Source organism: Lentzea sp. NPDC102401 (genome assembly GCF_044765805.1).
GTDB lineage: Bacteria > Actinomycetota > Actinomycetes > Mycobacteriales > Pseudonocardiaceae > Lentzea > Lentzea sokolovensis.
Genome location: NZ_JBIWKS010000002.1, coordinates 674530 through 686434, shown reverse-complemented (window position 1 = coordinate 686434; position 11905 = coordinate 674530). Strand labels below are relative to the sequence as shown.

Genomic DNA, 11905 nt, shown 5'->3' with positions numbered 1-11905 from the left:
AGGCTGACCTGCACGGTATCACCTACGGACGGTCAACCATCCGAGTGGTAGGCCAGGCGTGGCGCGCGTCTCTCCTTGAGATCAGCTTGACCTGCCGACCACGGCGAGTAATCATTACTCTGCGTATCGATCGAAGCCTCCCCGCAGCACGCCGGTACAGCTGACGGGGCGAATGAACGGAGAACCGCCACATGGGCGACTACGCCAAGGCGCTGGGGGCCAAGCTCCGCGCTATCCGCCAGCAGCAGGGTCTGTCCCTGCACGGCGTCGAGCAGAAGTCCGGCGGTCGCTGGAAGGCCGTGGTCGTCGGCTCCTACGAACGCGGTGACCGCGCGGTGACCGTGCAGAAGCTGGCCGAGCTGGCCGACTTCTACGGCGTTCCCGTCGCTGAGCTCCTGCCCGAGGGCCGCGTGCCCTCCGGTGCCGAGCCGGCCACCAAGATCGTGATCAACCTCGAACGGCTGCAGCAGCTGCCGGTCGAGAAGGTCGGTCCGCTGGCCCGCTACGCGGCGACCATCCAGTCGCAGCGCGGTGACTACAACGGCAAGGTGCTCTCCATCCGCACCGAGGACCTGCGTTCGCTCGCGATCATCTACGACATGACGCCGGGCGAGCTCACCGAGCAGCTCATCGACTGGGGCGTGCTGCCTCCCGAGGCCCGTCCCGCGAAGGAAGACTGAGCTTCACACGCCGTTCATGGCTCCCCGACGTCCTGCTTGTCGCCCTGAGGACGTTCGAGGGAGCCATGTGCGTTCTTCAGGTCATTCGGGTGAGAACAGCCGCCGGACGTGCTCCCGGTCGGTGATCGCGTGGATCGCCGCGATCTTCCGCTCGCGCACCGTGAACGCCACCAGTGCGACCGGCTGACCGTCCACTGTCGACACCAGTCCGGCCTCGCCACCGACGACCGCGGGGTCCATGCACGGCGCCGCCCGCATCGCCGCGATCTTGGGCGCGACCATGCCGGCGCCCCGCAGCCAGATCTCCTCCGAGCGCAGCGTCACGTCCGCGTCCAGCACGTCCTTGCCCGCCATGAACGCGTCGACGACCTCGCGCTGCCCTGCCAGGTCCACATCGGACACCGGTCTGCCCGCCACCCGTTTGCGCGCCCGTGCCTCCACCTGCAGCGCACCGAGCGGTGTGCGGCCGATCAGCGGCGCCACCTGCTCGAACGGCTCCTGGAACATGTCGTGCAGGACGTACGCGACGCGTTCGTCGGGGGTCAGCGCGTCGAGTGCGGTCAGCACGCCGAGGCCGGGTTCGTGGTTCGGTCCCGTGCTCACGACCGGGTCCGGCATCTCGAAGCCGTTCTTGGCGCGCACGCGCAGCATCGTGAGGCTCACCCGTGCGACGACCGTGCCCAGCCAGCCCGGCTCACCGGACTTCTCGATCTTGCGTCGCGCCTCTCTCACCGCGTCCGCCGCTTCGGCGAACCGACCGAGCATCCGGTAGGCGAGTCCGTCCCCCTGGTCCAACTCCCCGATCATCGTTGGTCCCCTTCACTCGAGCGCCCAGTTCCACTGGACACCTGGCGGGCGTTCGACGTGACCAGTGACAGCAGTGGTATCGCTCACGGAACAAGCGCGGCGAGCTGCTTCTGGTCCTGGATCACGTGGATCGCGACGATCCGGTCGTCGCGCACCGTGAACGCCATGATCGAGAACGGCACGCCGTCCACCCTCGTGACGAAGCCGATCTCATCGCCGACGACCGCGAACTCGACGGCCGCCATCGAGGCGTACTTCCGGAACAGGCTCGCACGGCCCGCGACCGTCCGCCCGCCGACGATCCGCAGGTCGCCCGCGCGCAACACGGCGTCCGGGTGCAGCACCGCGACCAGGCCTTCCAGATCGCCTTCCCGTGACGCCCTGAGGAACGCCCGCACCACCTCGCGCTGCTGAGGCAGGGCGACGTTCGGCTGCGGCCGGTCCTGCACGCGCTTGCGGGCCCTGCTCGCGAGCTGACGCGCCGTGGCCGGGGTCTTGTCGATCAACGGCGCGATGTCGTCGAACGGCACGGCGAACAGGTCGTGCAGCACGAACGCCAGCCGCTCGTCGGGCTTGAGCGAGTCCAGCACGATCAGCATCGCGAGCCCGACCTGGTCCTTCGCGACGGCCTGCTGCTCGGGCTCCTCCCCCGTCTCGATCACGGGATCGGGCATCTCGAACGCGTGCTCCCGCCGGTCGCGCAGCATGTTCAGGCAGACCCGCCCGACGACGGTCGTGAGCCACGCGGCCGGGTTGTCGATCTCGCTCGTGTCGGCGCGCTCGACGCGGAGCCAGGCGTCCTGCAGCGCGTCGTCGGCCTCGGCGAACGACCCGAGCATGCGGTGGGCGATGGCGCGCAACCTCGTGCGCTCCTGCTCGAACTGCGCGATCACGACTTCCCCTGTGGCCTGGCACACACCCTGTCACGTTCCCGAGCGCTGCCGGGTCGACCGGGCAACGACTCATTCGGGAGAGTAATCATGAAGATCCTCGTGACAGGCGGCACCGGCACCCTCGGCAGGCACGTGGTCGCGTCGCTGCGCGACACCGGCGCGGACGTCGTGACCCTGAGCAGGCACGGGGACATCGCCTGCGACCTGCTCGCCGGTGACGTCCCGCAGATCGACGCCGACGTCGTGGTGCACCTGGCCGGTGGGCAGAAGGGCGACGACGTGGCGACCCGCAACCTGCTCGCGGCGTGCGCCGGCGTCCGTCACCTCGTCTACATCTCGGTGATCGGCGCGGACACCGTGCCGCTGGCGTGGCTGCGCACGAAACTCGCCTGCGAGCAGGCGATCGCGGACTCGGGAATCCCGTTCACGATCCTGCGCGCGGCCCAGTTCCACGACCTGACGCTGACCATGGTGCGAGGCCTGGTGAAGCTGCCGATCGTGCCGGTGCCGGGCATGCGGCTGCAGCCGGTCGACGCTCGCGACGTGGCCGCGCGCATCGTCGAGCTGGCGCTCGGTTCGCCCGCCGGACGCGTCACGGACATCGCCGGACCCGCGGTCTACGAGATGGGGCAGCTCGTGCGGGACTACCTGTCGGCCACGGGCAAGTGCCGCCTCACCGTGCCGATGCCGCTGCCGGGCAAGGCCGGGAAGGCCTACCGGGCCGGGCAGAACCTGACGCTGGACGGCGACCACGGCGCCCGGACGTGGGAGGAGTTCCTGGCCGATCGGTAGAATCCCGGCAACGTGACCCCTTCCGACGCAGGACTTCTCGCCGATCAGAACCCGCTGCCGTCCGGTGTGGACTCACCGCTGCGCGAGCACCTCACGTTCCTGATCGAGGTCGACCGGCTCAAGACCGTGCTGCGCGCCTCCCCTCTGGCGGCGGTGGACCGGCGGGAGAACGACGCGGAGCACTCGTGGCACCTCGCGCTGATGGTGCTGACTCTCGCCGAGTACGCCGACGAACCGATCGACGTCGGCCACACGATGAAGCTCGTGGTCGTGCATGACCTGGTCGAGATCTACGCGGGTGACACGCCGATCTACGACACCGAACTGGGCGAGAGCCAGCAGGAACGCGAGGAGGCCGCCGCCGACCGGCTGTTCGGCATCCTGCCCGAGGACTCGGGCCGCGCGCTGAGGGCGTTGTGGGACGAGTTCGAGGCGCGGTCGACGCCCGAGGCGCGGTTCGCGAAGGCCATGGACCGGCTGCAACCGTTGCTGCTCAACTGGATGGCGAAGGGCGGCACCTGGCGGACGCCCGGCGTGACCGCGGAGGACGTGCGTGCGCGCAAGGCCGTGATCGGCGAGGGCTCGACGAAGCTCTGGGAAGCGGCGCTGGAGCTGATCAACGAGGGCGAGCGGCGCGGCTGGGCCCGGTCCTAAGGGGTGTGCCAGCCGCCGGCGAACCACTGCACCTCGCCGGTCGCCGGGTCGTAGCGGCGGCGTTCGACGGTGCCGATGTCGGCGCCGTAGACGTGGATGCCGATGGTCGGTTCGTCGGATTCGGCCACGACCGAGTGAACATCGTCGTCGGTCGTGCAGCACACGGTGACCTCGCCGCGCCGGAAGACCTGTTCGCCCAGCTCGACCAGGGGGCCTGGTCCGGTGGGCTTGGCGTAGCGGATCTCGCGTTCGGCGCCGGAGTAGATGCCGACGACGCCCCACGTCTCATGGCCGTGCACGGGCGTGCGCTGACCCGGCGCCCACACGACGACGGCGACGCACCAGCCGGTTGCGAGGTGCAGCGGGTAGTTGACGTGGTGGTCGGGCGACGGGCGGGTGAGTTCGGGCGGGAGGCGATACCCGCTGTCCAGCAACGCGGACAGTCGGTCCGCGACCCGTTTGGTGATCTCGTGCTCGTCGTCGGAGGCGGCCACGATCGACGCCACGTCGCCGAGGAAGGTCTGCAGGTTCATGACCTGAAGCCTGGGGCAGCGCTCGTATGACGTCCAATGCCAAAACCTCGGGGGTCACATCAACATCGTTGATGTGACCCCCGAGGTGGCAGTACTTACAGAACCGCGCGCAACTGGTCCGCGATGACCGCGATCCGGCCGAGCACACCGTTCACGAACCGCGGCGAGTCGTCCGTGGACAGGCCCTTGGCGAGCTCCACGGCCTCGTCGATCGCGACCGCGTCCGGCACGTCGGTCGCCCACAGCAGCTCGTACAGGCCGAGGCGCAGGATCGCGCGGTCGACCGCCGGCATGCGCTGCAGGGTCCAGCCCTCGGCGTGCTCCGAGATGAGGTCGTCGATGCGCGACCGGTGTGCGGTGACGCCCTCGACGAGCGTCACCGTGTAGTCGTTCACCGGCGGCACGTCGGGAGACCCGACGCGCGAGGCCAGCAACGTCACCGCGTCGCTGCCCAGCAGGTCGGCTTCGTAGAGGAAGTCGACCGCGCGCTTGCGGGCCTTGCTCCGAGCACCCATCAGGACTTGTCGCTGATGCGGCCGAGGTAGCGGCCGTCGCGGGTGTCGACCTTGATCTTCTCGCCGGTCGTGACGAACAGCGGGACCTGGATCTCGGCGCCGGTCTCCAGGCGGGCGGGCTTGGTGCCACCGGTGGAGCGGTCGCCCTGCAGGCCGGGGTCGGTGTGCTCGATGATGAGCTCGACCGACGTCGGGAGCTCGACGAACAGCGGGACGCCCTCGTGCGTGGCGACCATCGCCTCCTGGTTCTCCAGCAGGTAGTTCGCGGCGTCGCTGACCGTCTCGGCCGAGACCGGGATCTGGTCGTAGGTGTCGCCGTCCATGAAGATGAAGTCGGTGCCTTCCTTGTACAGGAAGGTCATGCCGCGCTTGTCCACGGTGGCGGTCTCGACCTTGGTGCCCGCGTTGAAGGTCTTGTCGACGACCTTCCCGGTCAGCACGTGCTTGAGGGTCGTGCGCACGAAGGCGCCACCCTTGCCGGGCTTGACGTGCTGGAACGCGGTGACGGTCCAGAGCTGGCCGTCGAGGTTCAGCACCAGGCCGTTCTTCAGGTCGTTCGTGGTGGCCACGGTGGGATTTCTCCTGTGTAGGACGGGGGTGTCAGACGACCACGAGTTCTTTCGTGGTCAGGGTGAGGAGCTCCGGCCCGCTCTCGCGGACCACGAGGGTGTCCTCGATGCGGACCCCGCCCCGCCCCGACAAGTAGACGCCGGGCTCGACGGTGACCGCCATACCGGCCGAAAGTGTACCGGCACCCGCCTTCGACAACGCCGGTGCCTCGTGGATCTCCAGCCCGACCCCGTGGCCGAGGCCGTGCAGGAACTCGTTCCCGTGCCCGGCCTTCTCGATCACCTCGCGGGACGCGTGGTCGACGTCGCTCACCCGCGCGCCCGGCGTGAGCGCGTTGCGGCCCGCCGCCTGCGACCGCGCGACCAGGTCGTACAGGTCGCGCTGCCAGTCCGCGGGCTTGCCGAGGACGAGCGTGCGGGTCATGTCGGAGTGGTAGCCGTCGACCAGTGCGCCGAAGTCGAGCTTGATGAGGTCGCCCACGTGCAGGGTCGCGTCCGTCGGCGAGTGGTGCGGCACGGCCGAGTTCGCGCCGAACGCCACGATCGAGGAGAACGACGGGCCCTCCGCGCCGTGGTCGAGCATGCGGCTCTCCAGCTCGCGCGCGACTTCGCGTTCGGTGCGGCCGGCGCGCAACCCGCCGTGGCCGATCAACGCCCCGAGGGCGCGGTCTGCCGCCGCGCACGCCATCCGCAGCGCCTCGATCTCGACCTCGTCCTTGACCAGCCGCAGCTTCTCGACCAGGCCTCCGGCCTTCACCAGTTCCGCCTTGCCCGCGGCGGCGGTCAGCTCGTCCAGGCCGTCGACCGTCACCTGGTTGCTCTCGAACCCGAGCCTGCCCTTCGCGCGCTGGGCCAGCGCGGTGTCGCACGGCCGGTCGATCAGCCGTTCCAGGTCGGGCACCTGCTTCGCCGACTGGGTGAGATAACGGCCGTCGGTGCAGAACACCGTGGTGTCGTCGCCGGCCGCGTCGACCAGGACGGCGGCGTTGGATCCGGTGAACCCGGTGAGGTACCGGACGTTCAACAGGTTCGTGACGAGCAGCGCGTCCAGGTTCGTGGCCTGGAGCTCCTGACGGAGGGCGGTTCGGCGTGCGGCGTACGACGACATGTCTCGCAGCGTACGGCCAGTCCTAAGCTGTCCGCATGCGTCCTTGGTTCGTCCGTGCGTTGTGGATGGGGCTCCTCCATGGAGCCGTGCAGACCGGCGTGGCGGCCGTGGGCGTGCGCAGCCCCGAGGCCTCCTCGGTCCGCCCGATCGCGATCGGGCTTCTGATCGCCGCCGCGGTCATCTGGGGCGCCGTCGACACGGCGCGCGAGATGGAGGGGCGCGGCATGCAGTGGTTCATCGCGGCGCTGATCGCGGGCCCGTTCGCGGGCGCGCTGGGCGTGATCGGGTCGGCGTTGCTGGTCGACCAGACCGGGCAGGAGGCGCTGTGGGTGGCGCTGACGGGCGGAGCGGCGTTCACGGCGTTGCTCGTGCTCGCCCCCGCCGGGCTGGGAATGCTGCTGGGCGGGTTCCTGGCCGGCAAGGACCCGGCTAGTCCGAGGAGCTGACGAGCAGCAGGTAGCGCGCCGAGTTGCTGAAGGTGCCCGACTCGCCCTTGACCAGCAGCTCGTGCTCACCAGGGTTGAGCGGCGGGATCCACGCCCACAGTCCGCAGCCCTGCGCAGGCACGCGTCCCTCGCGCTGTCCCACCACGTTGTCGCGCGCGGCCTGGTAGGTGATCGCGACCGGCGCGATCCGGCGCAGCTCCACCAACTGCCCGTCGAGGGTCACCGAGCCCTTGGCTGCCGCCATGAACGTCGCGCAGTTCGCGTCCGTGGAGGCGAGAGTGATCGCGGGACCGGCGAGCGGGCGACCGGCGGGCACCCGGCACCTGCGGTCCACGGCGCCGCCGAACGTGCCGGCGAAGAACCACACGTCCTGCGGCTGGTTCTCCGCGCACCACTGCCCGGTGTCGTCGACCACGGGGTTGCGGTTCTCCGGACTCGACGCCGCCCACGTCCACCACTTCGCCTGCAGGTCCTGATCGGACAGCCGCTCGCCGCCGGCCGTCGTCGTCTCGCTGCTGACGGGCGCGGGCTCCGGCGCGGTGGCACACCCGGCCAGGAGCAGGGCGAACGCGGCGATCCACAGTCTCGGCACGATCAGCATCTTGACACGTTCAGATGTCTGTCAGACACGTTCAGGTGGCGACCAGCTCGATTTCGAAGCCGTCCTGGTTCTCCAGGAACGCCGCGTAGTGGTCCGGTCCTCCCGCGTGAGGGTGCCTGTCCGCGAACATGAGTCTCCAGCCGTGCGCCTCGGATTCCCGGGTCAGCCGGTCGACGTCCTCGCGGGTGCCGGCGTGCAGGGCGAGGTGGTTGAGTCCCGCCTTCATCCGGTCGTGCGGGCCGGTCATGGCCGGGGACCGCTCGGCCACGACGTAGGTCTCGCCGAGCTTCCAGCTGACGCCGGCGCTCCAGCGCTGGTGCTCGGTCCAGCCCAGTTCGGTGAAGATCCACCCGAACGTGGCCTCCGCACGCGCGAGATCAGGCACCCACAGTTCGACGTGATGCAGCATTCCGCGCTCCCCTGGCTCCTGCGATCGGCTCGTGAAGATCGTCTCGAACGGCGGGCGGCCCGACCTCCAGAGCCCTGCCCAGACCTCGCTCCGGGACGGCTGGCCACCGTTCGTCCTGCGCGGCCAGATCCCCGCGACGCCGTGGCGGAGTACTTCCCGCGCTAAGACGCGCTGCTGCTCGATGACGCCGACACCGTGCTCGCGGTGGCGCCGAGCCGGGACGGCGAGACCTCGACGCTGCCGGACGGAGGGTACGACGGCGCCCTGGCCGCGGCGGTCACCGAGCACGAGGCCGGGATCGAGCCGGACACCCTGTGCGGACCGGCCGCACCGGCGGCGGGGTCCGGCCGACGCTCAAGGCGACCTGCCCGCTGACGCCGATGGAGGACTTCCAGCGGTGGACCCGCGAGGACGGCCTGCACCTCCGCCCGTGGATCCGCACCCACCAGCGGCTCGGCACCCCGGTCGATGGTCGTGACCGGCACCGTCGCGCAGTGGGAGCGGTGGACGGGCATGGCGTTCCCGCAGACCGGCCGCTACGTCGTCGCGGGAGGGCTGGACCTGGTCGCGATCGACCGGGAGCGCGACCAGGGCCTCTACGAGGAGACGAACCTCTGGACGCGCCACCGCTGAACTGGTGGCGTGACTCGGAACTAGCGCTTGAGCGCCAGCCAGCGCAGTGCCAGCAGGTAGCCCTCGACGCCCAGGCCCACGATCACGCCGCTCGCGACGGCCGAGATGACGCTGTGGTGCCGAAACTCCTCGCGCTGGTGGATGTTCGAGATGTGCACCTCGACCAGGGGCGCGGTGAGCTGGGAGCACGCGTCGCGGACCGCGATCGAGTAGTGCGTCCAGGCGGCGCCGTTGAGGACCACGGGGATGGAGGCGTCGGCGGCCTCGTGCAGCCACGCGACCATCTCGCCCTCGTGGGCGGTCTGGCGGACCTCGACCTCGAAGTTGAGTTCCTTGCCCTCGGCCACGCACAGGTCGACGAGGTCGGTGTAGGTGGTGCGGCCGTAGACGTCCGGCTCGCGGGTGCCGAGGCGGTCGAGGTTCGGACCGTTGAGGACGAGGACCCTCACAGCAGCACCTTTCCGGAGCCGGTGGTCGGCTCGGCGGCGACGGCCGAGTAGGCGGCGGCGATCAGGGCCGGGTCCGGGCCTTCGAGGCGGCCGGGCTTGGCGAGACCGTCGAGGACGACGAAGCGGAGCACGCCCGCCTTGTTCTTCTTGTCGACCTTCATGCCCTCCATGAGCTGCGGGAGGGCGTCCGGGTCGTAGGAGGTCGGCAGGCCGAGCAGCTGCAGCACGCGCTTGTGGCGGTCGGCCGTCTCGTCGTCCAGCCGGCCCGTGAGGCGAGCCAGTTCGGCGGCGAAGACGAGGCCCACGCTGATGGCGGCGCCGTGACGCCAGCGGTAGCGCTCGCGGCGTTCGATGGCGTGGCCGAGGGTGTGGCCGTAGTTCAGGATCTCGCGCAGGTTCGATTCGCGCAGGTCCGTGGTGACGACGTCGGCCTTGATCTGGATCTTGCGGCGGACCAGTTCGGCGAGCACCTCGCCGGTCGGGTCGAGGGCGAGCGCGGGGTCGGCCTCGATCAGGTCGAGGATGACCGGGTCGGCGATGAAGCCGCCCTTCACGATCTCGGCCATGCCGGCGATGAGTTCGTTGCGCGGCAGCGTTTCCAGCGTCGCGAGGTCGACGAAGATCGCGTCCGGCTCGTAGAACGTGCCGACGAGGTTCTTGCCGGCGTCGGTGTTGATGCCGGTCTTGCCGCCGACGGCCGCGTCGACCATGCCGAGCAGCGTCGTCGGGATGTTGACCAGCCGCACGCCGCGCATCCAGGTGGACGCGACGAAGCCCGCCAGGTCCGTGACCGCGCCGCCGCCCAGGCCCACGACGACGTCGGAGCGCGACAGGCCGATCTTGCCCAGCACGTCCCAGCAGAAACCGGCGACGGCCAGGTCCTTGCCGTCCTCGGCGTCGGGGACCTCGACGCGGTGCGCGTCGACGCCCACGGCCTTGAGCTCGTCGACCAGCACCTTCGCCGTCTCGGCCAGCGTCGGCTGGTGGACGATCGCGATCTTCGCCGTGTTCCTGAGGAACTCGACGATGTCGCCGAGCAGGCCGCGGCCGATCACCACGTCGTAGGCCTTCTCCGCGGCGACCCGGATGCGCACGGGCTCGGTCATGCTTGCTCTCCCTCGATCACCGCGTCGGTGACCTGTTCCGGGTCCAGCGAATCCGTCAGGACCTCGATCGTCGCGACCTCGCGGTACAGCGGCAGGCGCGCGTCCAGCAGTGCCTTGAACGTGGCCCGCGGGTTGATGCCGGACAGCAACGGCCGCGAGGACGACAGCCCGGTGCGGCGCACGCCCTCGGCCATGCCCACGTTCAGGAACACGACGGTGTGCTCCTGGAGGCGCTCGCGGGTCGCCGCGGACAGCACGGCTCCCCCGCCCAGCGCCAGCACGCCCTCGTGCTCGACCAGTGCCTTGGCGACCGCTTCCTCTTCCATGGCACGGAAAACGGACTCGCCGTCGTCGGTGAAGATGTCCGAGATGGGCTTGCCGGCCAGCGCGACGACGTCCGCGTCGGCGTCGCGGAACGGCAGGCCCAGGCGTGCCGCCAGCAGTTCGCTGACCGTGGTCTTGCCCGCGCCGGGCGGGCCGACCACGACGTAGCGCGGGCTCACATGCCCTCCCAGCGGGCTTCCAGGGCCTTGAGGTACGCGTGGGCGTTGCGGCGCGTCTCGTCGAGCGAGTCGCCGCCGAACTTCTCCAGCGCGGCCTCGGCCAGCACCAGCGCCACCACGGACTCCAGCACGACACCGGCGCGCGGCACGGCGCAGACGTCCGAACGCTGGTGGATCGCGACGGCGGGCTCGCCGGTGCGCACGTCCACCGTGGACAGTGCGCGCGGGACCGTCGAGATGGGCTTCATCGCCACGCGGGCGCGCAGGATCTCGCCGTTGGTGATGCCGCCTTCGAGGCCACCGGCGCGGTTCGAGCGGCGCGTCACGCCGACCGGGCCGCTGCCGCGGTCGATCTCGTCGTGCGCCTGCGAACCCCAGCGCTGCGCGGAGGTGAAGCCGTCGCCGATCTCCACGCCCTTCATCGCCTGCACGCCCATGAGGGCGGCGGCCAGGCGCGCGTCGAGGCGGCGGTCCCAGTGCACGTGCGAGCCGAGGCCCGGTGGGAGCCCGTAGGCGAGCACCTCGATGACGCCGCCGACCGTGTCACCGGCCTCCTTGACGGCCTCGACCTCGGCGACCATCGCGTCGGTGCCGCGGGCGTCGAAGCAGCGCACCGGCGACTCGTCGATCGCGGGCAGGTCGTCCGGCGTCGGCAGCGCGGAGTCCTCGGGCGTCACGGCCTTGCCGATGGACACCACGTGGCTCAAGATCTGCACGCCGAGCAACTGCTGCAGGAACTGCCGTGCGACCGTGCCCAGCGCGGTGCGGGCGGCCGTCTCACGTGCTGACGCACGCTCCAGCACCGGACGGGCCTCGTCGAAGCCGAACTTCTGCATGCCCGGCAGGTCGGCGTGACCGGGGCGCGGGCGGGTGAGGGCCTCGTTGCGGCCCGTCGTCTTGAGCAGGCTCGGGTCGACCGGGTCCGGCGACATGACCGTCTGCCACTTGGGCCACTCGGAGTTGCCGATCGTGACCGCGACCGGACCGCCCTGGGTCTTGCCGTGGCGCACGCCGCCGAGGATCTCGACCTCGTCCTGTTCGAAGCCCATGCGGGGCGAGCGACCGAAACCGAGCCTGCGGCGCCCGAGCTGGGCGACCAGGTCCTCGGTGGTCACCTCCACTCCTGCGGGCATGCCCTCCAGGACGGCGACGAGAGCGGGGCCGTGTGACTCTCCAGCGGTGATCCAGCGCAGCACGTTCACAATCC

The 11905-nt window shown here is 70.4% G+C and carries 18 protein-coding genes; 6 read left to right on the top strand and 12 right to left on the bottom strand.

The genetic code is table 11. The features are described 5' to 3' along the window. The first annotated feature begins 191 nt into the window (after nucleotides 1-191). On the top strand, nucleotides 192-680 hold the full coding sequence (locus ACIRG5_RS08685) for a transcriptional regulator (protein ID WP_030471611.1): 489 nt from the start codon (nucleotides 192-194) through the stop codon (nucleotides 678-680). Between the two features lie 81 nt (nucleotides 681-761). On the opposite strand, the gene ACIRG5_RS08680 is transcribed toward ACIRG5_RS08685, so the two are convergent. Together ACIRG5_RS08680 and ACIRG5_RS08675 are read right to left on the bottom strand one after the other, a co-directional pair. Then, nucleotides 762-1487 carry an RNA polymerase subunit sigma-70 gene (locus tag ACIRG5_RS08680; RefSeq protein WP_402902189.1) on the bottom strand — a complete coding sequence of 242 codons (726 nt, stop codon included), beginning with the start codon at nucleotides 1485-1487 and terminating at the stop codon, nucleotides 762-764. Nucleotides 1488-1570: 83 nt separating this feature from the next. Continuing rightward, nucleotides 1571-2380: a sigma-70 family RNA polymerase sigma factor gene (locus ACIRG5_RS08675; RefSeq protein ID WP_402902187.1), complete on the bottom strand. Its 810-nt coding sequence runs from the start codon at nucleotides 2378-2380 to the stop codon at nucleotides 1571-1573. Between the two features lie 87 nt (nucleotides 2381-2467). Here ACIRG5_RS08675 and ACIRG5_RS08670 point away from each other — a divergent pair, with 87 nt between their 5' ends. Further along, complete coding sequence (locus ACIRG5_RS08670; RefSeq protein ID WP_402902185.1) at nucleotides 2468-3172, top strand: SDR family oxidoreductase; 705 nt, start codon at nucleotides 2468-2470, stop codon at nucleotides 3170-3172. Between the two features lie 12 nt (nucleotides 3173-3184). Continuing rightward, nucleotides 3185-3826: an HD family hydrolase gene (locus tag ACIRG5_RS08665; protein WP_402902182.1), complete on the top strand. Its 642-nt coding sequence runs from the start codon at nucleotides 3185-3187 to the stop codon at nucleotides 3824-3826. Here the strand turns inward: ACIRG5_RS08665 and ACIRG5_RS08660 are convergent. The 4 genes from ACIRG5_RS08660 to ACIRG5_RS08645 form a co-directional block, all read right to left on the bottom strand. Beyond that, nucleotides 3823-4359: a hypothetical protein gene (locus ACIRG5_RS08660; protein ID WP_402902179.1), complete on the bottom strand. Its 537-nt coding sequence runs from the start codon at nucleotides 4357-4359 to the stop codon at nucleotides 3823-3825. The genes ACIRG5_RS08665 and ACIRG5_RS08660 overlap by 4 nt on opposite strands. A 95-nt stretch (nucleotides 4360-4454) precedes the next feature. Continuing rightward, the gene (gene nusB, locus ACIRG5_RS08655) at nucleotides 4455-4874 is read right to left on the bottom strand and encodes a transcription antitermination factor NusB (protein WP_330277422.1); all 420 of its coding nucleotides are present in this window, start codon (nucleotides 4872-4874) and stop codon (nucleotides 4455-4457) included. Further along, nucleotides 4874-5443: an elongation factor P gene (efp, locus tag ACIRG5_RS08650; protein ID WP_360032741.1), complete on the bottom strand. Its 570-nt coding sequence runs from the start codon at nucleotides 5441-5443 to the stop codon at nucleotides 4874-4876. The genes nusB and efp overlap by 1 nt, the downstream gene beginning before the upstream one ends. 31 nt (nucleotides 5444-5474) lie before the next feature. After that, the gene (locus ACIRG5_RS08645; RefSeq protein WP_402902175.1) at nucleotides 5475-6551 is read right to left on the bottom strand and encodes a M24 family metallopeptidase; all 1077 of its coding nucleotides are present in this window, start codon (nucleotides 6549-6551) and stop codon (nucleotides 5475-5477) included. Nucleotides 6552-6586: 35 nt separating this feature from the next. Here ACIRG5_RS08645 and ACIRG5_RS08640 point away from each other — a divergent pair, with 35 nt between their 5' ends. After that, nucleotides 6587-6997: a B-4DMT family transporter gene (locus ACIRG5_RS08640; RefSeq protein WP_402902172.1), complete on the top strand. Its 411-nt coding sequence runs from the start codon at nucleotides 6587-6589 to the stop codon at nucleotides 6995-6997. Here the strand turns inward: ACIRG5_RS08640 and ACIRG5_RS08635 are convergent. Both ACIRG5_RS08635 and ACIRG5_RS08630 read right to left on the bottom strand, forming a co-directional pair. Beyond that, nucleotides 6981-7589: a hypothetical protein gene (locus tag ACIRG5_RS08635; protein WP_402902169.1), complete on the bottom strand. Its 609-nt coding sequence runs from the start codon at nucleotides 7587-7589 to the stop codon at nucleotides 6981-6983. The two genes, ACIRG5_RS08640 and ACIRG5_RS08635, sit on opposite strands and share 17 nt — an antisense overlap. A gap of 40 nt (nucleotides 7590-7629) precedes the next feature. Next, nucleotides 7630-8007: a VOC family protein gene (locus tag ACIRG5_RS08630; protein ID WP_402902167.1), complete on the bottom strand. Its 378-nt coding sequence runs from the start codon at nucleotides 8005-8007 to the stop codon at nucleotides 7630-7632. A gap of 204 nt (nucleotides 8008-8211) precedes the next feature. Between ACIRG5_RS08630 and ACIRG5_RS08625 the strand changes: the two genes are divergently transcribed. Together ACIRG5_RS08625 and ACIRG5_RS08620 are read left to right on the top strand one after the other, a co-directional pair. Further along, a complete protein-coding gene (locus ACIRG5_RS08625) occupies nucleotides 8212-8382 on the top strand; it encodes a hypothetical protein (protein WP_402902164.1) in 171 nt (56 codons plus the stop codon). 99 nt (nucleotides 8383-8481) lie between these two features. Continuing rightward, nucleotides 8482-8640: a hypothetical protein gene (locus ACIRG5_RS08620; protein ID WP_402902162.1), complete on the top strand. Its 159-nt coding sequence runs from the start codon at nucleotides 8482-8484 to the stop codon at nucleotides 8638-8640. A 20-nt stretch (nucleotides 8641-8660) separates the two neighbouring features. On the opposite strand, the gene aroQ is transcribed toward ACIRG5_RS08620, so the two are convergent. From aroQ to aroC, 4 genes are read right to left on the bottom strand one after another with little or no spacing between them, the layout of a single operon-like run. Further along, nucleotides 8661-9089: a type II 3-dehydroquinate dehydratase gene (gene aroQ, locus ACIRG5_RS08615; protein ID WP_319973247.1), complete on the bottom strand. Its 429-nt coding sequence runs from the start codon at nucleotides 9087-9089 to the stop codon at nucleotides 8661-8663. Further along, nucleotides 9086-10195 carry a 3-dehydroquinate synthase gene (gene aroB / locus ACIRG5_RS08610; RefSeq protein WP_402902158.1) on the bottom strand — a complete coding sequence of 370 codons (1110 nt, stop codon included), beginning with the start codon at nucleotides 10193-10195 and terminating at the stop codon, nucleotides 9086-9088. The genes aroQ and aroB overlap by 4 nt, the downstream gene beginning before the upstream one ends. Beyond that, a complete protein-coding gene (locus tag ACIRG5_RS08605; RefSeq protein WP_402902155.1) occupies nucleotides 10192-10698 on the bottom strand; it encodes a shikimate kinase in 507 nt (168 codons plus the stop codon). Before ACIRG5_RS08605 ends, aroB begins: the two co-directional genes overlap by 4 nt. Further along, nucleotides 10695-11894 carry a chorismate synthase gene (aroC, locus tag ACIRG5_RS08600; RefSeq protein WP_319973250.1) on the bottom strand — a complete coding sequence of 400 codons (1200 nt, stop codon included), beginning with the start codon at nucleotides 11892-11894 and terminating at the stop codon, nucleotides 10695-10697. The genes ACIRG5_RS08605 and aroC overlap by 4 nt, the downstream gene beginning before the upstream one ends. Nucleotides 11895-11905 lie beyond the last annotated feature (11 nt).